Origin of the sequence: Sphaerotilus uruguayifluvii (assembly GCF_013294065.1) — a bacterium.
In the GTDB taxonomy this organism is placed as follows: domain Bacteria; phylum Pseudomonadota; class Gammaproteobacteria; order Burkholderiales; family Burkholderiaceae_C; genus Sphaerotilus; species Sphaerotilus uruguayifluvii.
Window position 1 is genome coordinate 25,881 of sequence record NZ_JABSNM010000025.1, and the last position, 17,132, is coordinate 43,012.

Annotated in this window: 15 protein-coding genes, 1 other RNA gene, 1 pseudogene and 1 riboswitch; of the genes and pseudogenes, 11 read left to right on the top strand and 6 right to left on the bottom strand. The window is 73.1% G+C overall.

The genetic code is table 11. The annotated features are described in order from the left end of the window. Positions 1 to 24: 24 nt before the first annotated feature. A pseudogene (locus HNQ01_RS19915) lies at positions 25 to 1,314 on the bottom strand (NAD(P)/FAD-dependent oxidoreductase); the annotation flags it as partial. 86 nt (positions 1,315 to 1,400) lie between these two features. On the opposite strand from HNQ01_RS19915, the gene HNQ01_RS19920 reads away from it, so the two are divergent. Next, positions 1,401 to 3,125: a bifunctional protein-serine/threonine kinase/phosphatase gene (locus tag HNQ01_RS19920; protein ID WP_173807263.1), complete on the top strand. Its 1,725-nt coding sequence runs from the start codon at positions 1,401 to 1,403 to the stop codon at positions 3,123 to 3,125. A 42-nt stretch (positions 3,126 to 3,167) separates the two neighbouring features. Here the strand turns inward: HNQ01_RS19920 and HNQ01_RS19925 are convergent, their stop codons facing one another. Further along, positions 3,168 to 4,424: an MFS transporter gene (locus tag HNQ01_RS19925; protein ID WP_173807264.1), complete on the bottom strand. Its 1,257-nt coding sequence runs from the start codon at positions 4,422 to 4,424 to the stop codon at positions 3,168 to 3,170. 318 nt (positions 4,425 to 4,742) lie between these two features. On the opposite strand from HNQ01_RS19925, the gene HNQ01_RS19930 reads away from it, so the two are divergent. Further along, positions 4,743 to 6,017: a type IV pili methyl-accepting chemotaxis transducer N-terminal domain-containing protein gene (locus HNQ01_RS19930; protein WP_173807265.1), complete on the top strand. Its 1,275-nt coding sequence runs from the start codon at positions 4,743 to 4,745 to the stop codon at positions 6,015 to 6,017. A 99-nt stretch (positions 6,018 to 6,116) separates the two neighbouring features. After that, complete coding sequence (locus tag HNQ01_RS19935) at positions 6,117 to 7,127, top strand: GGDEF domain-containing protein (RefSeq protein ID WP_173807266.1); 1,011 nt, start codon at positions 6,117 to 6,119, stop codon at positions 7,125 to 7,127. Positions 7,128 to 7,181: 54 nt separating this feature from the next. On the opposite strand, the gene HNQ01_RS19940 is transcribed toward HNQ01_RS19935, so the two are convergent. The 4 genes from HNQ01_RS19940 to HNQ01_RS19950 all read right to left on the bottom strand — a co-directional run bounded on the left by HNQ01_RS19940 (position 7,182) and on the right by HNQ01_RS19950 (position 8,779). Beyond that, a complete protein-coding gene (locus HNQ01_RS19940; RefSeq protein ID WP_173807267.1) occupies positions 7,182 to 7,994 on the bottom strand; it encodes a sulfite exporter TauE/SafE family protein in 813 nt (270 codons plus the stop codon). A 30-nt stretch (positions 7,995 to 8,024) separates the two neighbouring features. After that, positions 8,025 to 8,209, bottom strand: a non-coding RNA gene (gene ssrS / locus HNQ01_RS22665) — 6S RNA. A gap of 1 nt (position 8,210) precedes the next feature. Continuing rightward, positions 8,211 to 8,543, bottom strand: a complete 333-nt coding sequence (locus HNQ01_RS19945) for a cell division protein ZapA (RefSeq protein ID WP_173807303.1) — start codon at positions 8,541 to 8,543, stop codon at positions 8,211 to 8,213. Positions 8,544 to 8,545: 2 nt separating this feature from the next. Next, positions 8,546 to 8,779: a DUF904 domain-containing protein gene (locus tag HNQ01_RS19950; RefSeq protein WP_173807268.1), complete on the bottom strand. Its 234-nt coding sequence runs from the start codon at positions 8,777 to 8,779 to the stop codon at positions 8,546 to 8,548. 92 nt (positions 8,780 to 8,871) lie between these two features. Then, positions 8,872 to 9,112, top strand: a riboswitch (cobalamin riboswitch). A gap of 86 nt (positions 9,113 to 9,198) precedes the next feature. On the opposite strand from HNQ01_RS19950, the gene HNQ01_RS19955 reads away from it, so the two are divergent. The 8 genes from HNQ01_RS19955 to HNQ01_RS19990 are packed head-to-tail and all read left to right on the top strand — an operon-like array spanning position 9,199 to position 17,132. After that, entirely contained in the window at positions 9,199 to 11,094 is a 1,896-nt protein-coding gene (locus HNQ01_RS19955; protein ID WP_173807269.1) for a TonB-dependent receptor domain-containing protein, read from the top strand. A gap of 20 nt (positions 11,095 to 11,114) precedes the next feature. Further along, positions 11,115 to 11,681 (top strand): bifunctional adenosylcobinamide kinase/adenosylcobinamide-phosphate guanylyltransferase, encoded by a 567-nt coding sequence (locus HNQ01_RS19960; RefSeq protein ID WP_173807270.1) that lies wholly within the window; start codon positions 11,115 to 11,117, stop codon positions 11,679 to 11,681. Continuing rightward, complete coding sequence (locus HNQ01_RS19965) at positions 11,678 to 12,565, top strand: ABC transporter substrate-binding protein (RefSeq protein WP_353621745.1); 888 nt, start codon at positions 11,678 to 11,680, stop codon at positions 12,563 to 12,565. Before HNQ01_RS19960 ends, HNQ01_RS19965 begins: the two co-directional genes overlap by 4 nt. Next, positions 12,562 to 13,566 carry a FecCD family ABC transporter permease gene (locus tag HNQ01_RS19970; protein ID WP_173807271.1) on the top strand — a complete coding sequence of 335 codons (1,005 nt, stop codon included), beginning with the start codon at positions 12,562 to 12,564 and terminating at the stop codon, positions 13,564 to 13,566. Before HNQ01_RS19965 ends, HNQ01_RS19970 begins: the two co-directional genes overlap by 4 nt. Before the next feature lies 1 nt (position 13,567). After that, positions 13,568 to 14,374, top strand: coding sequence for an ABC transporter ATP-binding protein (locus HNQ01_RS19975; protein WP_173807272.1), 807 nt, complete (start codon positions 13,568 to 13,570; stop codon positions 14,372 to 14,374). Between the two features lie 56 nt (positions 14,375 to 14,430). Further along, positions 14,431 to 15,000: a cob(I)yrinic acid a,c-diamide adenosyltransferase gene (gene cobO, locus HNQ01_RS19980; RefSeq protein ID WP_173807273.1), complete on the top strand. Its 570-nt coding sequence runs from the start codon at positions 14,431 to 14,433 to the stop codon at positions 14,998 to 15,000. Positions 15,001 to 15,005: 5 nt separating this feature from the next. Beyond that, positions 15,006 to 15,995, top strand: coding sequence for an adenosylcobinamide-phosphate synthase CbiB (cbiB, locus tag HNQ01_RS19985; protein ID WP_173807274.1), 990 nt, complete (start codon positions 15,006 to 15,008; stop codon positions 15,993 to 15,995). A gap of 3 nt (positions 15,996 to 15,998) precedes the next feature. Next, positions 15,999 to 17,132, top strand: coding sequence for an aminotransferase class I/II-fold pyridoxal phosphate-dependent enzyme (locus HNQ01_RS19990; protein WP_173807275.1), 1,134 nt, complete (start codon positions 15,999 to 16,001; stop codon positions 17,130 to 17,132).

Consider the following 17,132-nt stretch of genomic DNA (forward strand, 5'->3'; position numbering starts at 1 on the left):
CCGCGGCGCCGCGGCACGCGCCGTCGCTTCGGCCGCCTCTGCCGCCTCTGCCGCCTCTGCCGCTTCGGCCAGGGCGCGGCCGAACATCAGCAGCTCGCGCATCGCGCCGATCGGCCGGCCCTGGCGGATCAGGTCGAAGTACCAGCTGCCGTCCGCGGTGTCGCCGTACAGGCAGGCGCCAGCCAGACGGCCGTCGCGCAGCACCAGCTTGCGGTAGACGCCGGCGGCCGGGTCGGCCAGCACGATCTGCTCGCTGTCGCTGCCGCCCATGAAGTCGCCGGCGGAGAACAGGTCGATGCCGGTGACCTTCAGCCGGGTCGCGGTCTGGCTGCCGGTGTAGCGGCCGACGCCGGTCTGGCCGAGGTGGCCGGCAAGCACGCGGCCCTGTTCGTACAGCGGCGCCACCAGGCCGTAGGCGATGCCGCGGTGGCTGGCGCATTCGCCCACCGCCCAGATGCGCGCGTCCGTCACGGTCTGCATCGTGTCGGTGACGCGGATGCCGCCGCGGCCGTCGTGGTCGCACAGCAGGCCGGCCTCGCGCGCCAGCGTGGTGCTGGGCCGGATGCCGGCCGCCATCACCACCAGGTCGGCCGGGATCTCGCGGCCGTCCTTCAGCCGCAGCGCGCGCACCCGGCCGGCCTGACCATCTTCGGCGTCGCCCAGCAGCGCCTCGGTCTGCGCCTGCAGCGCGAAGCGCAGGCCGCGCGCCTCCAGCGCCTGCTGCAGCAGCCGGCCGGCGGTCTCGTCGAGCTGGCGGTCGAGCAGCCAGGCGCCCAGATGCACCACGGTGACCTCCATGCCGCGCAGCTTCAGGCCGTTGGCGGCCTCCAGGCCGAGCAGGCCGCCGCCGACCACCACCGCATGGCGGCGGGTGCGCGCCGTCTCGATCATGGTCTCGGTGTCGGCGATGTCGCGGTAGGCGATGACGCCCTCGAGCCGGTGACCGGGCACCGGCGGGATGAAGGGCGTCGAGCCGGTGGCCAGGATCAGCCGGTCGTAGCCGGCGCTGACCGTCGTGCCGTCGGCGCGGACGGCGCGGACCTGGCGGCGTGCGCGGTCGATCGCGGTGACGGTGGCGCCGGCGTGCAGCGTGATGCCGTGCTCGGCGTACCACGACAGCGGGTTCAGCACGATCTGGTCGAGCGTCTGCTCGCCGGCCAGCACCGGGCTGAGCATGATGCGGTTGTAGTTCGGGTGCGGCTCGGCGCCGAACACCGTGATGTCGTAGAGATCCGGCGAGATCTTCAGCAGCTCCTCGAGCGCGCGCACGCCGGCCATGCCGTTGCCGACCATCACGAGCTTCATCCTGGGCATTGCGGACTCCTGGTGGCCGTCCCTCCATGAGGAAGGACGCAAAAATTCAGTGGAATGAGTCGTGTTCCCATCCACAATGCCGACGCATGAGCTTCGACGTCGACATCGGACACACCAGCGCCAGCGGGGTGCGGGAACACAACGAGGATTTCGCCGCTGCCGTGCGCGCCGGTGCGCAGGAGCCGGGTCGCGGCCTGATCGCGGCCGTGGCCGATGGCGTGTCGGCCGGCGGCCTGGGGCGCGAGGCCGCGCAGACCACGGTGATGAGCCTGGTGCAGGACTTCCATGCCGCACCGGCCACCTGGGAGACGACGGTCGTCCTTGACCGCCTGATCGGCGCCCAGAACGCCTGGCTCGCCGACCACAACCGACGCCGTGGCGGCCCCGGCGGCGATCGTGCCTCCGGACTGACCACGCTGACGGCGCTGGCCCTGCAGGGCCACACCTGGACGGTCGCCCACGTCGGCGACACCCGGGCCTGGCTGCTGCGTGCGGGCGAGCTGCAGCAGCTCACCCAGGACCATGCCATCGATCATCCCGACTTCCGCAGCCAGCTCACCCGCGCGGTCGGCCTCGACCTGGCGGTGCGCGCCGACTACCTCCAGGGCGAGCTGCAGACCGGCGACATCTTCATGCTCACCACCGATGGCGTGCATGGCGTGCTCCGGCCCGAGCAGATCCGCGGCCTGCTGGCGGCCACGCCAGCGCAGATCGCCAGCGAGGCCATCGTCAAGGCCGCACTGGAAGCGGGCAGTCAGGACAACGTCACGGCATTGGTCATGCAAGTTCTGGGCCTGGAGCCGGTGCGGCTGCAGGACACGCTGCTGCAGGCGCGCCAGCTGCCGGTGCCGCCGCGCATGCGTCCCGGCGACGTGCTCGACGGCTGGAGCATCACCGCGCTGGTGGCCGACACCGGCGTGCACCGGCTCTACCAGGCGCGCGATCCGGCCAGCCGCGAGCTGGTGGCGATCAAGACGCTGCACGAGTCGCGCGCCAGCGACCGCGAGGAGCAGGCGATGCTGGCGCACGAGGCCTGGCTGGGCCTGCAGGTGACCGACAGCGGCGCGCCCGGCTTCGTGCGGGTGCGCCAGGTCCGCGCGCCGAGCGCCTTCTACACCGTCTTCGACTGGCACAGCGGCCACACGCTGGAGCAGCTGCTGGCCGAGCAGGCGCGGCGCTTCGCGATCCCCGAGGTGGTGCAGGGCGGGCTGGCGGTGTGCCGCGCGCTCGGGCGGCTGCACCGCATTGGGGTGATCCACCGCGACATCAAGCCCGGCAACCTGCATCTGGGCGAGGACGGCCAGTGGCGGGTGCTCGATCTGGGCGTGGCGGTGTCGGGCCGCGAGCCGGCGTCCACGCGCACGCTGCATGCCGGCACGCCCAGCTACATGAATCCGGAGCAGTGGGAGGGCGCCGAGGGCCGGCCGGCCGACACCGGCAGCGACCTGTTCGCGCTGGGCGTGACGCTCTACCAGTGGCTGACCGGCCGGCTGCCCTATGGCGAGATCGAGCCGTGGCAGACCGCGCGCTTCCGGCGCGATCCGGTGGCGCCCTCGCGCCTGCGCCCGGAGGTGCCGATCTGGCTCGACCATGTGGTGATGAAGGCGATCGCGCGCGATCCGCGCCAGCGCTTCGAGACCGCCGAGGAGTTCGCGCTGGCGCTCGAGCGTGGCGCATCCAGGCCGCTGAACGCGCCGGCGTCCACGCCGCTGGTGCGGCGCGACCCGGCCTGGGCCTGGAAGGTCACCTGCGTGATCTCGCTGGGCTTCAACCTGATGCTGGTGATCTGGCTGCTGTTCCTGCCGCGGTGAATCCTGCCGAGCTGATCGGCAGGGCCGGCGCGGGCGGTCTCCTCAGGCGGCGCGGCGGGCGCCGGCCGGCGAGGTGCCGACGGTCGTCGGGGCCGTGCGGGCGCGGCCGCCCTTCTCGGCCCAGGTGCGGGTCCAGCGGATCTGCACGATGCGCAGCATCGCCAGCATGCCCACGGCCAGCACCGCGAAGGCCACGAAGCCCCACAGGTAGGTGCCGGCATGCTGCTTCGACAGGCCCATCGCGTTCGGGATGAAGCCGCCGCCCAGCGCGCCCACCTCGCCGATCATCGAGCCGGCCACCGCGGTCGACAGCGGCCAGCGCAGCGGCACCAGCTGGAACAGCGCGCCGTTGCCCGCGCCCAGCGCGGCGAAGCACAGCATGAACAGCAGCGTCGTCACCGGCAGCGAGGTGCCCGCGAGGCCGCAGGCCACCAGCGTGATCGCCACCAGCACCAGCACGCCGCTGAGCGTGTTGATGCCGCCGATGCGGTCGGAGATGTAGCCGCCGACGACCCGCACGCCCGAGCCCATCACGGTGGCCAGCATCGTCAGCTGGCCGGCCTCGACCTTGGTGACCTTGAACTGGTCGTAGAAGTAGGTCGGCAGGAAGCTGGACAGGCCGATGAAGCCGCCGAAGGTCACGACATAGATCAGGCTGAAGGCCCAGCCGTCCTTCTCGAACAGGCAGGAGATGTGCTCGCGGAAGGTCTGGTGCTCGACATCGGGCGGCTCCTTCGCGGCGAACCACATCACCAGCATCGGCAGCACCATCGTGCACGCAGCCAGGCCGTAGACGGTCTGCCAGCCGAACTTCGTCGCCAGCGGCGGCGCGAACAGCACCGCCAGCACGGTGCCGGAGTTGCCGGCGCCGGCGATGCCCATCGCCAGGCCCTTGTACTTCGGCGGGAACCAGCCCGAGCCCAGCGACAGCGCCACGCCGAAGGAGGCGCCGGCGATGCCCAGCAGCACGCCCATCGCCAGCACCTCGTCGTAGGTGTCGACCGCGAAGTAGCCGAAGGCCAGCGCGGCCATGATCAGGCTCATCTCGACCATCGCCGCGTTCTTGCGGCCGATGTACTGCGCCAGGATGCCGAGCGGGAAGCGCATCAGCGCACCGGCCAGGATCGGCACCGAGATCATGAAGCCCTTCTCGGCGGCGCTCAGGTGGAAGGTCTCGCTGATGAACGGACCCATCGCGCCGTTGAGCACCCAGATGGCGAAGCAGAAGTCGAAGTACAGGAACGAGGCGGCCAGGGTCGGCCAGTGCCCCGACTTGAGGAAAGTCTTGAAGTCGGTCATGGGGTCGCGTCAGCTAGGGGGAGCGGGGCGGCACAAGGCATGCGCGCCTGCGGGACGCAGGTGTCACGGGGTGACACGGTCCGGCCCGTCATCGGGTCGGGCCCGGCCCTGCGGTGGGGCCGGCCGGTCGCGGCTGCGCGACCATTCGCGAATCCAAGCAAGCGTCATGCCTGCGACGCCCCGGATCCAGGCCGGGCGGCGGGGCTGGCCTGAGGTCTGCTAGATGAGGGGGACGACTGCCGGGCCGCCTTCGTGCCGATGCCCGCAGCATGCCTACAACGATCCTGTCCATTCCTGTCCTCCCACCGGATTCCCGCCGTGCTGAAGATCCTTGCCGTGGCCCCTGCGCAGCCCGATGCGCCGACCCTCGTGACCGACCTGGAGTCCAACGGACTGCAGGTCTGTGCCCGCTGCACATGCGCCAGCATGGTGCGCGAAGCGGTGCGTCATGCACCAGACATGGTCGTCGTCTGGGAGCCTCACCCGGGCGAGGAGCTGTTCGAGGCGGCGCGGCTGCTCGAGTCGGCCGCGCCGGCGCCGGTGCTGGTCTTCACCAGCGACGTGCGCGCCGAGACGATGGAGGCCGCGATCGCGGCCGGCATCGACGGCTGGGTGGTCAACGGCTATGCGGCCGGACGGCTGCGCCCGCTGATCCAGTTCACCGCGGCGCGCCACCGCCAGGTGCGCCAGATGCGCGAGGAGCTCGGCGACCTGAAGCGCCGCTTCGAGGAGCGCAAGCTGGTCGACCGCGCCAAGGGCATCCTGATGAGCGCGCGCCAGATCAGCGAGGACGAGGCCTTCCGGCTGCTGCGCTCGGCCTCGATGCATGCGAAGCAGCGCATCGGCCAGGTCTCGCAGCAGGTCATCGACTCGGCCCACTATGCGGAGGCGATCAACCGGTCCGGGCGGCTGCGCATGCTGTCGCAGCGCATCGTCAAGCTCTATGCGCTGGCGGCCGCCGGCGTCGAGTCGGCCGGCTCGCGTGCGCTGCTGGCCGATTCGGTGACGCAGGTCGAGCAGAGCCTGGCGGTGCTGGGACGCACGCTGTCGCGGCCGACCTTCGGCGACCTGCTCGATGCGGTGCAGCAGACCTGGAGCGCGGTGCATTCGAGCCTGGGCAGCGCGCCGGTGGCGCCGCGGGTGGCGCTGCTCGACCAGGAGGCCGAGCGGCTGCTGGACCTGTCCGACCGGCTGACGCAGGCGCTGGAGAATGCGGGGCTGGCGCCGTCGCTGCATGTCATCAACGTCTCGGGGCGCCAGCGCATGCTCGCGCAGCGCCTGGCCAAGCTGGCGCTGCTGCGCGGCGGCCCGGCGGTGGCGGCCGGCGAGCCGCTGCCGGTCGACCTGGCGCCGACCGCCGAGGCCTTCGAGCGCGGCCTGGCCTATCTGCGCGAGATCCCGCTGTCGACCCCGCTGATCCGCGACGGCCTGGCGCGGGCCGAGGCCACCTGGCGCGACATGCTCGCCGCGGTGCGCGCCGGCGCGCAGCAGGGCGCGCGCGTCACGCTGGCCGCCAGCAGCGAGTCGCTGCTGGAGCTGTTCGACGCGCTGACCCACGAGTACGAGCAGAGCATGCAGATGCTGATGGGCTGAGCGAGGGGTCGGCCCGGGCGGTGACGGATTCACGCGGCATCCGGCCGCGGCAGCCCCGGTTCCTGTCGGGACCGGCGAGGGGCTGCTTATCATCTCCGGATGAGCCTTGCCGACCTGCCGCCCGACGCCGCCGTCGCGTCCGCCGAACTCACCGCCGGACTGCTGGACCTGATCCGCGTCGACGGCGCGATGGTCACGCTCAAGCGCGCCGAGGACGGGCGCTACCTCTGGGCCAGCCCGGCCTGGTGCGACTGGGTGGGGGACGAGCGCCCGGTCGGCGGCGCCAGCGACCTGGAGCTTCTGCCGCAGGCGGCCGCCAACGCCATCCAGGCGGCCGACCTGCGGGCGCTGGCCGCGGCCGGGCCGGTCTCGGTCGATGACCATGTCTTCGAGCAGGGCGGGCGCGACCGGCGCGTCGAGTTCCATGCGGTGCGCCGGGTGCTGACCGAGCCCGACGGCGAGCGCCGGCTGCTGACGCTGTGGCGCGACGTGACGGTGCTGCGCCGCGAGGCGCAGCAGCTGCAGCAGGCGCTCGGCCAGATCGAGCGCCAGCACCAGGCGCTCGAGGCGATGCGCCGCCAGCACGAGCAGGGCCTGGACCGTCCGGGCGAGCTGTTCCGGCGCGAGCATTTCGAGGAGCACCTGCGCCGCGAGGCCGCGCTGTCGCAGCGCGAGCACCGCGAGTTCGCGCTGGTGCTGCTGGCGATCGACCGCATCGAGGCGCTGCGCCAGTCCCGCGGCGAGGCCGCGGTGCAGCGTGTCGTCGAGGTGATGGGCCACCTGATGCGCACCAACACCCGGGCGATGGACGTGCTGTCGCAGCTCGGCGACGGCCGCTTCGCGATCCTGCTGTCGGGCGTGGGCCTGGCGACCGCGCATGCGCGCATGGAGCACCTGCGCCGCGCCTGCGCCACGCAGGTGGTGGTGCAGGACGGCCAGAGCCTGGGCTTCGAGGTGTCGATCGGCATCGCGAGCTTCCCGCACACCGCGGCGAGCCTGTCGGAGCTCAGCCAGGCGGCGGTGCGGGCGCTCGGCGACGCGCGGCTGCGCGGCGGCAACCGCATCGCGCTGGCGTCGATCCGGCTCGGCGAGGCGGTGCCGATCGAGTGATCGAGTGATCGAGTGATCGATTGATCGGGGGCCGGCGCCGGCCCCGGGACCCGGTCAGCCCAGCGCCTTCCAGCCCATGTACAGCGCGAGCAGGTAGAGCACCAGCGCGAAGACGCGCTTGAGCTGTGCGACGTTCATCGCGTGGGCGGTGCGCGCGCCCAGCGGGGCGGTCAGCACGCTGGCGCAGGCGATCGTCGCCAGCCCGGGCAGCCACAGCCAGCCCAGCGCCCCCGGCAGCGGCGCGGGCATCGACCAGGCGCCGACGACGTAGCCGACGGTGTTGGCCAGCGCGATCGGGAAGCCCAGCGCGGCCGAGGTCGCCACCGCCTGGTGCATCGGGACATTGCACCAGGTCATGAACGGCACCGAGATGAAGCCGCCGCCGGCGCCGACCAGCCCGGAGACGAAGCCGATCAGCGAGCCCGCGCCGAGGCTGCCGGCCGGACCGGGCATCTGGCGCGATGCGGCCGGCTGGCGGCCGCGCAGCATCTGCGTGGCCGAGAAGGCGACGAAGACCGCGAACACCAGCGCCAGCGTCGTGCCGCGCAGCACCGAGAACACGCCGGCCCCGGCGATCAGCCCGCCGACGACGATGCCGGGCGCGATCTGCCGCACCAGGTCCCAGCGCACCGCGCCGCGGCGGTGATGGGCGCGCACGCTCGACACCGAGGTGAACATGATCGTCGCCATCGAGGTCGCGATCGCCATCTTGACGGCCAGCGCCGACTCGACGCCGCGTGCCGACAGGATCAGCGTCATGAACGGCACGATCAGCATGCCGCCGCCGATGCCGAGCAGCCCGGCGAGAAAGCCGGTGCAGCCGCCCAGCACGAGCAGCTGCGCGACCAGCGGGAGGTCGATGGGCATGGTCGGAGGAAGGGGGAAAGGAGAGAGGAGGGGGTGTCCGCCGCGAGCCGAAGGCCGCATTCCTGAACCCAGGGGATTCAGGGGGGCAAGGTCAGAACGGCTTCGGGTTCATCTGACGCGAGACGATCGCACCAGCCGGCCAATGTTCCAAGCCCGGGCTCGCAAGAGCATCGGTTCAAGGAAATATAAGACCCCCGCGAACGCGACGGACAGGTGTCATTCTAGCCGCATTCCCTCCGGACCGAGTGCCGCCTCGAGCCGGTTGACCAGGCCGTCGACATCGATCGGGATCGGCGGCGGCGGGGGAGGCGGCGGCGGGGTCAGCGGCAGCACCGCACCGCCGGCGCGGCGCTGCTCGCTCAGCGAGTAGGCGATGTTCAGCGCCGCCAGCACGGCGATGCGCTCGCGCGCCTTGACGCGGCCGGCATCGCGGATCGCGCACATCTCGCGGTCGACGCGGGTGACCGCCTCGGCCAGCACGGCGTCGCCGCCGTCCGGACAGGCCAGCACGTAGCTCTGGCCCATGATGCTGACTTCCATCTGCTTCATGCTCATACCCCGCCTCCCGAGGCGCCGCGGTCATGGGTGTCGACATCGCCGGCCGGCAGCCGCTCGATCAGCGCGTCGATGCGCGCCCGCGCGGCGGCCAGGCGCGAGCGCAGGTTGTCGCGCTCGGCGGCCACCGAGGTGAGCTGCTGCTCGAGCTGGGCATTGATGCGCTTGAGTTCTTCGTGACGAAGGATCAGCCGTTCGGCGCGGTCGGCGAGGTCTTCGAGTGTGGACATTGCGCTGCGGTGTTGGCGGTCTCGGGTTTGGCTCGGACGCGACAGGCGGTCGCCGATTCCCCGTCCGATTGTAGTGGTGCGCTGCCGCAACGTTTACAATTCACGCTGTTGGTGCTCGTGCCGCCAGTCACGGCGGTCGGGTTAAACGGGAAACAGGAAGGTCGAGACCCGCCGGGTCGGCCCAACCTGTGCTGCCCCCGCAACGGTAAGCGGACGGGAGCCTCGCGGCTCTCTGCCTTCTGCGCACGGTACCACTGGCGTCACTGCGATGCCGGGAAGGTCGCGGAAGGTTCGTCCGACAGCCCGGATACCGGCCAACGGGGGGCCTGACGATGCCGCGACTGCCGTGGCGCGACAGGCCGTGATGTGCGGCGCCTGCGGGGAAGCTGGCGTGCACGAGACGACCATCCGCTCCTCCCATGTCCATCCTGTCCCGTGGCAGCCGTCTGCCCGAACCGCGCCTGCGCGCCACCGCCCTGGCCGCGGCCGTCCTGTCGTGCCTGCCGCTGGTCGCCGCCGCCCAGTCCGCACCTGCCGTGGCGACCGCCGCCGCCTCGCTGCCGGCCGTCGTCGTCACCGCCACCCGCACGCCGGTCCAGGTCGACCGCACCGTCGCCGACGTCACCGTGCTGAGCGCCGACGACCTGGCGGTCCAGTCGGGCCGCACGCTCTCCGAGGTGCTGGCGCAGCAGGCCGGCATCCAGTTCAGCTCCAACGGCGGCCAGGGCAAGTCGAGCTCGCTGTTCGTGCGCGGCCTGGAGGCCCGTCATGTGCTGCTGCTGGTCGACGGGGTCCGCTACGGCTCGGCGACGCTGGGCACGCCGGACTTCGACAACCTGCCGCTGGGCGACATCGAGCGCATCGAGATCGTGCGCGGCCCGCTGGCCAGCCTGTACGGCAGCGATGCGGTCGGCGGCGTGGTGCAGGTCTTCACCCGCCGCGCCCAGCCCGGCCAGGGCCTGCGCGGCAACGGCTCGCTGACGGCCGGCAGCCATGCCTACGCCCAGGGCAGCGGCGGCCTGAGCTTCGACGACGGCCTGTGGAACGGCGCCGTCCAGCTGGTGCACACCGAGAACCGCGGCTTCTCGTCGACGAACGAGCGCGTGCTCTACGGCAGCCACAACGCCGATCCGGACGGCTTCAACCAGAACGCCGGCAGCGTGCAGCTGGGCCTGCGCCTGCCGCAGGGCTGGCAGCTCAACGCCCGGCTGCTGCAGTCGGAGGCCCGCTCGGCCTATGACGACGGCCCCGGTGCCGACTCGCTGGCCCGCCTGCGCACGCAGGTCGCCTCGGTCGATGCCACCGGCCAGGTGCTGTCCGGCTGGACGACGCAGCTGCGTGTCGCGCGCAGCGCCAACGACTACGAGACGATGGCCTCGGCCTCGCCGTGGACCGACCTGGGCACGATCGCCACCGTGCAGCAGCAGATCAGCTGGGACAACACCTTCGCGCTGCCGGTGGGCTCGCTGCTGCTGGTGGCCGAGCACCTGACGCAGAAGGTGTCCAAGCCGGCCCAGGACTACGACATCACCGAGCGCACCATCCGCAGCGTCGCGCTGGGCTACAACGCCGTCGTCGGCGCGCACACCGTGCAGGCCAGCGTGCGCCACGACGCCAACTCGCAGTACGGCGACCAGACCACCGGCAACCTCGGCTACGGCTATGCGCTGACCCCGGCGCTGCGCCTGACCGCGCAGGCCGGCACCAGCTTCGTCGCGCCGAGCTTCAACCAGCTCTACTGGCCGTCCTACGGCAACCCGCGGCTCGAGCCGGAGAAGGGCAAGCACGCCGAGATCGGCCTGCGCTACGTGCAGGGGGCGCACCAGCTGTCGGCCACCGTGTTCGGCAACCGCATGCGCGGCTACATCACCCAGGGCGCCAACCCGGTCAACCTGCCGTATGCGCAGAGCCACGGCGTGACGCTGGCCTATGACGGCCAGCTCGGTCCGGTGCGCCTGTCGGCCGCTGTCGACCACATGAACCCGCGCAACGACACCGAGGGCAGCACCAGCCAGGGCAATCTGCTGCAGCGCCGCGCACGCAACGACGCCAAGCTGTCGGCCGATGTCGAGCTGGGCGCCTGGACGGTCGGCACCGCGATGCAGGCCTACAGCCACCGCTTCGACGACGTCGCCAACACCCGCCGCCTGGCCGGCTATGCCGTCGCCGACCTGCATGCGCAGTGGCAGTTCCAGCGCGACTGGTCGCTGGGCGCGCGGCTGAACAACGTGTTCGACCGCCAGTACGAGACCGCCTGGGGCTACAACCAGCCCGGCCGCGAGCTCTACGTCACGCTGCGTTACAGCCCGCGCTGAGCGTGAGCGATCATCGCGCGATGACGACAGGTCCGGACACCGAGCTCATCCTGGGCGGCCAGCGCAGCGGCAAGTCGCGCTGCGGCGAGCTGCGCGCGGCCGGCTGGCTGGCCGGCGCCCCGGGGCGCCGCGCGGTGCTGCTGGCCACCGCGCTGGGCGGCGACGGCGAGATGCGCGAGCGCATCGAGCGCCACCGCCTCGACCGCCTGGAGCGGGTGCCGGCGATGGCGACCGACGAGGACTGCCTCGACCTGGCCGCCGCGCTGCGCCGCCATGCCGCGCCCGACACGCTGGTGCTGGTCGACTGCCTGACGCTGTGGACCACCCGCTGGCTGATGCCGCTCGAGGGCGAGCCGGCCGACGCGGCGCGCTGGCAGGCGGCCAGCGACGCGCTGGCCGCGGCGCTGGCCGAGGCGCCCGGCCCGGTGGTGCTGGTCTCCAACGAGATCGGCCTGGGCCTGGCGCCGCTGTCGCGCGAGGCCCGGCACTTCGTCGATGCGCTGGGCCGGCTGCACCAGCAGGTCGCCGCCGTCTGCACACGCGTCACGCTGATGGTGGCCGGCCTCGAGATGGCGGTGCGGCGGTGAGCGGCGGGCTGCGGCGGACGCTCCTGCGGGTCGGCCTGCTGGCGGGCCTGATGCTCGCCGGCGCGGCGGCGGCCGCGCCGGTCACGCTGCACGACGACCGCGGCACCGAGCTGCGCCTGCCCGGACCGCCGCAGCGCATCGTCACGCTGATGCCCTCGCTGACCGAGACGGTCTGCGCGCTGGGCGCCTGCGACCGCCTGGTCGGCACCGACCGCTATTCCGACTGGCCGGCCGAGGTGATGCGCCTGCCGCGGCTCGGCGGCATGGACGACGCCCAGGTCGAGCGCATCGTCGCGCTGCGTCCGGACGTGGTGCTGGCCTCGCCGTCGACCCGCGCGGTCGAGCGGCTGCAGTCGCTCGGTCTGAAGGTGGTGGTGATCGAGTCGCGCACCGCCGACGAGGCCCGCCGCATGGTCGCCACGGTGGCGACGCTGCTGGGCCGCCCGGCCGACGGCCCTGCGCTGTGGTCGCGCATCGATGCGCAGGTGCAGCGCGCGGTGGCGCGGGCGCCGGCTGCCTGGCGCGGGCGCAGCGTCTACTTCGAGGTCGACTCCGCGCCGTACGGCGCCGGCCGCGCCTCCTTCATCGGCGAGCTGCTGCAGCGCTTCGGCCTGATCAACATCGTGCCCGCCGAGCTCGGGCCGTTTCCCAAGCTCAACCCGGAATTCATCGTGCGAGCCCAGCCGGACGTCGTCATGGCCGTCGAGCGCCAGATCGCCGACATGCCGCGCCGCCCCGGCTGGGGGGCGCTGCAGGCGCTGCAGGCGCGGCGCACCTGCGCCTTCGCCGACGGGCGCTACGACACCCTGGTGCGGCCGGGGCCGCGCCTGGGCGAGGCGGCCGACCTGATCGCCGACTGCCTGGGCGCGCTGAAGCAGAGATGAGCCAGCAGGAAATGCGTCGTCGTCGGCTGCTGGCCCGCGCGCTGGCGCTGGTCACCATGCTGGCGCTGGTCGCCGGGCTGCTGGTCGGCAGCGACGGCATGAGCCTGCACGGGCTGGTCGCGCTGGTCGACGACGGTTCGGCCGGTCTGGTGATCGGCCAGATCCGCCTGCCGCGCACGCTCGGCGCCTGGCTGACCGGTGCGCTCTTCGGGCTGGCCGGCGCGATCGCGCAGGGGCTGTTCCGCAATCCGCTCGCCGATCCCTATCTGCTGGGCTCGGCCGCGGGCGCCTCGCTCGGCGTGGTGCTGGTGCTGTCGGCCGGCTCGCTGTCGCTGGGCGCGATCGGCTGGATGTCGCGCTTCGGCCTGGTGGCGGCCGCCTTCGCCGGCGCGCTGGCCGGCGTCGCGCTGACGCTGTCGCTGGCACGCGGGGCGGCGCGCACGACGCGGCTGCTGCTGGCGGGCATCGTCGTCGGCGTGGTGCTCGGCGCGATCAACGACCTGCTGACCACGCTGGCGCCGGAGGCGCTGCGCGGCAAGCAGGCCTTCCTGCTCGGCACGACCGGCTTTCTCGGCTGGCCCTCGTGCGCGCTGCTGCTGCTGGCGCTGGCGCTGGTGCTGCCGCCGGCCTGGCGGCTGGCGCGGGTGCTCGACGCGCTGTCGCTGGGCGAGGACAGCGCCGCCAGCCTCGGCCTGGCGCTGCCGCAGCTGCGGCTGATGATGGTGGTGCTGATGGCGCTGGCCACCGGCACCGCGGTGGCGCAGGCCGGCATGATCGCCTTCGTCGGCCTGGTGTCGCCGCACCTGGTGCGGCGCTGCGTGCAGGCCACGCACGGCTACCGGCTGATGGCCAGCGCCGCGATGGGCGGCACGCTGCTGACGCTGGCCGACGTGCTCTCGCGCTGGCTGGTGGCGCCGCAGGAGCTGCCGGTGGGCGTGCTGACCGCGGTGCTGGGCGGGCTCTACCTGCTGTGGCTGCTGCAGCGCCGCGAGGACCACTGACATGGGGCCGGTGCCGGTGCGTCCTCCGATGCTGGTCGCCCACGGGCTGCAGGTGCGGCTGGGCGAGCGGGTGGTGGTGCGCGGCATCGACCTGGAGTTCGACGCCGGCTGGACCGCGGTGGTCGGCCCGAACGGCGCCGGCAAGTCGACGCTGCTGCGTGCGCTGGCCGGGCTGCAGCCGCTCGAGAGCGGCGAGGTGCGGCTCGACGGGCATGTGCTGTCGGCCTGGTCGCCGCGCCAGCGTGCCTGCCGCCTGGCCTGGCTGGCGCAGCAGGGCGATGCCTCGGGCGAGCTGACGGTGCACGACGTGGTGCGGCTCGGGCGCCTGCCGCATGTCGGCCTCTTCGGGCATCCCTCGCGCGAGGACGAGCGCGCGGTCGAGCGTGCGATGGCCGACACCGGCTGCGTGCCCTGGCGCCACCGCCGGCTGGGCGAGCTCTCCGGCGGCGAGCGCCAGCGGGTGCTGCTGGCACGGGCGCTGGCGGTGCAGTCGCCGGTGCTGCTGCTCGACGAGCCGACCACCCACCTCGACCCGCCGCACCAGATCGCGCTGGTGCGCCGCATGGCCTCGCTGGCCCGCGACGAGGGCCGCACCGTCGTCAGCGTGCTGCACGAGCTGAGCCTGGCGCTGGCGGCCGACCGGCTGGTGGTGATGGCCGCCGGCCAGGTGCATGCGGTCGGCCATCCGGGCGATCCGCTGGTGCAGCGCACGCTGGTCGAGGTCTTCGGCGGCGCGATCCGGATCGAGTCGGTGCCGCGCAGCGACGCGCCCGACATGGTGCAGTGGGTCGTGCTGCCGCGGCTGTGACGGGCCCGTCTCCGCCACCTTCCGCTTTCTTTCCCGCCTGATCCAGGAGACACGAGATGCAGATCGAGAACCCGCCGACCGAACGCGAGCGCCAGGCCCCCGAGGGCGAGCGCCGCGGCCTGGTCCTGGTCCACACCGGCGACGGCAAGGGCAAGAGCACGGCCGCCTTCGGCCTGGCGCTGCGTGCGCACGGCCGCGGCAGGCCGGTGAAGATCTACCAGTTCATGAAGGTGCCCAGCGCGCGCTTCGGCGAGCACCGGATGTTCGAGCAGCTCGGCGTGCCGATCGAGGGCCTGGGCGACGGCTTCAGCTGGAAGAGCAGGGATCTGGAGCATTCCGCGCAGCTCGCCCGCGACGGCTGGGCGCGCGCCGAGGCGACGATCCGCGCCGGCGAGCACTTCCTCGTCGTGCTCGACGAGATCATGTACCCGCTGCGCTACGGCTGGGTGCCGCTGGAGCCGGTGCTGGCGGCGCTGCGCGAGCGCCCCGCCCATGTGCATGTGGTACTGACCGGGCGCAATGCGCCGCAGGAGCTGGTCGACCTGGCCGACACCGTGACCGAGATGCGCCTGGTCAAGCACCACTACCAGGCCGGCGTGCCGGCGCAGCGCGGCATCGAGGACTGATCGCCATGCCGCTGCCGGAGCCGCTGACCGCGCTGCTGGGCTCGCCCTGGCCTTGGCCGCTGCTGCAGGCCGGCGCGCTGCTGCTGGCCTGGGCGCTGGACCGCCGCTTCGGCGAGCCGCCGGACCGCTGGCATCCGGTGGCGTGGCTCGGGCGGCTGCTCGGGCCGGTCGGGCGTTTCTGGCGCGATCGTGCGCCGGCGCCGGCCTTCGCGGGCGGCGCGCTGTCGTGGCTGCTGATCGCGGCGGCGCTGGCGGGTGCGGCCTGGGCGCTGCAGCGCTGGATCCTCGCGCTGCCGGGGCCGGTGGCGCTCGTGCTGCTGGCGCTGGCGCTCAAGCCGCTGTTCGCCTGCCGCATGCTGTGCGACGAGGTCGCCGCGGTGGAAGCGGCGCTGGCGCAGTCGCTCGAGGCCGGGCGCGCCCGGCTGGCCTGGCTGGTCAGCCGCGACGTGACGCGGCTCGACGCCGGCGAGGTGCGCGAGTCGGCGATCGAGACGCTGGCCGAGAACCTGAACGACTCGGTGGTGGCGCCGCTGGCCTGGTTCGCGCTGGCCGGGCTGCCGGGGGCGGTGCTGTATCGCTTCGCCAACACCGCCGACGCGATGTGGGGCTACCGCGGGCGCTGGGAATGGGCGGGCAAGTGGGCCGCGCATGCCGACGACCTGCTGTCCTGGCCGACCGCGCGGCTGACCGCGCTGCTGCTGCGCCCGGCCTGGCGTCCGCGCGAATGGTCCCGGCTGGCCCGCGAGGCCGCATGCACCCCGTCGCCCAACGGCGGCTGGCCGATGGGCGCGATGGCGTTACGTCTGGATGTCAGATTGCGCAAGCCGGGCGTCTATGCTCTGCACGCCGCAGGACGATCTCCCGAGGCCGCGGACCTGGACCGGGCGCTGCGGCTGGCCCGGTCGGCCGCGCGGATCTGTACGGGCGTGCTCGCGGGGGGACTGGGGGGCGGGGCGCTGATCACGCTGACACGGCTGGCCGGGGGGCCGCTCTGATTCATGACGCCTCAAGACGACAACGACCTCTCGCTCGCGCTGGCGAGCACCCACGGCGGACCCGACGCGCATGGCGTGCCGCGCTGGGACTTCTCCACCAATGCCAACGCCTGCGGGCCGGCGCCGATGGCGCTGGAGATGATCCGCCAGGTCGACGCGCGCCGCTATCCCGATCCGACCTTCACCGCGCTGCGCCGCCAGCTCGGCCAGCTGCACCGGGTCGATCCGGCGCGCATCGTCATCGCGGCCAGCGCCAGCGAGTTCATCCGCCGCATGACGCTGGCGATCGCGATGCTCAAGCCGGGCGCACGGGTGCAGGTGCCCGACTATGCCTACGGCGAATACGCGGCGGCCGCGCAGGCGCTGGGCCTGCTGCCGCTGCGCGCGGCCGAGATCGACGCGACGGTGCCGCCCTACCTGATCTGGCACACCGAGCCGGGCAGCCCGGCGGGCGATGCGCGCGAGGCGCCGCTGTTCGACCCGACCGACTCGGTGCTGGTCATCGACCGCGCCTACGCGCCGCTGCGCCTGGACGGCGAGGCGCCGGCGCTGTCGCCGCAGGCCTGGCAGCTGTGGTCGCCGAACAAGGCGCTCGGCCTGACGGGCGTGCGCGGCGCCTACGCGATCGCGCCGGAGCGCGACCCGGTCACCGCCGAGCTGGTCGACTGGCTGGTGCTGCAGCTCGAGCGGCTGGCGCCGTCGTGGCCGCTGGGCGTGCATGGCGTGGCGATGCTGAGCGCCTGGGCCGGCGAGGAGGCCCAGTCCTGGGTGCGCGCCAGCCTGCACATCCTGCGCAGCTGGCGTCGCCAGCAGCTCGAGATCTGCCACCGCCGGCTCGGCTGGACCTGCCAGGCCAGCGTCACGCCCTTCTACCTGGCGCGCTGGGGCCGCTGGGACGAGTCGGGGCAGGCCGCCGACGATCCGGCCCACCCGGCGCGGCTGCTGCCCGAGCTGCGCGCGATGGGCGTGAAGCTGCGCGACTGCAGCTCGATGGGGCTGCCGGGCTGGGTGCGCGTCAGCGTGCAGGCGCCGCCCTCGCAGCAGGCGCTGTCGCAGGTCTGGCGCCAGGTCATCGGCGAGTCGACCTTCGTGCCGACGGTGCGCCAGTCGGGCTTCCAGTCGCTGTCGACCTACTAG

Bases quoted from the DNA above. Each gene is read 5' to 3' on its own strand.
- HNQ01_RS19920 (WP_173807263.1), top strand. From the start codon at position 1,401: ATGAGCTTCGACGTCGACATCGGACACACCAGCGCCAGCGGGGTGCGG.
- HNQ01_RS19925 (WP_173807264.1), bottom strand. From the start codon at position 4,424: ATGACCGACTTCAAGACTTTCCTCAAGTCGGGGCACTGGCCGACCCTG.
- HNQ01_RS19935 (WP_173807266.1), top strand. From the start codon at position 6,117: ATGAGCCTTGCCGACCTGCCGCCCGACGCCGCCGTCGCGTCCGCCGAA.
- HNQ01_RS19940 (WP_173807267.1), bottom strand. From the start codon at position 7,994: ATGCCCATCGACCTCCCGCTGGTCGCGCAGCTGCTCGTGCTGGGCGGC.
- HNQ01_RS19945 (WP_173807303.1), bottom strand. From the start codon at position 8,543: ATGAAGCAGATGGAAGTCAGCATCATGGGCCAGAGCTACGTGCTGGCC.
- HNQ01_RS19950 (WP_173807268.1), bottom strand. From the start codon at position 8,779: ATGTCCACACTCGAAGACCTCGCCGACCGCGCCGAACGGCTGATCCTT.
- HNQ01_RS19955 (WP_173807269.1), top strand. From the start codon at position 9,199: ATGTCCATCCTGTCCCGTGGCAGCCGTCTGCCCGAACCGCGCCTGCGC.
- HNQ01_RS19960 (WP_173807270.1), top strand. From the start codon at position 11,115: ATGACGACAGGTCCGGACACCGAGCTCATCCTGGGCGGCCAGCGCAGC.
- HNQ01_RS19970 (WP_173807271.1), top strand. From the start codon at position 12,562: ATGAGCCAGCAGGAAATGCGTCGTCGTCGGCTGCTGGCCCGCGCGCTG.
- HNQ01_RS19975 (WP_173807272.1), top strand. From the start codon at position 13,568: ATGGGGCCGGTGCCGGTGCGTCCTCCGATGCTGGTCGCCCACGGGCTG.
- cobO (WP_173807273.1), top strand. From the start codon at position 14,431: ATGCAGATCGAGAACCCGCCGACCGAACGCGAGCGCCAGGCCCCCGAG.
- cbiB (WP_173807274.1), top strand. From the start codon at position 15,006: ATGCCGCTGCCGGAGCCGCTGACCGCGCTGCTGGGCTCGCCCTGGCCT.
- HNQ01_RS19990 (WP_173807275.1), top strand. From the start codon at position 15,999: ATGACGCCTCAAGACGACAACGACCTCTCGCTCGCGCTGGCGAGCACC.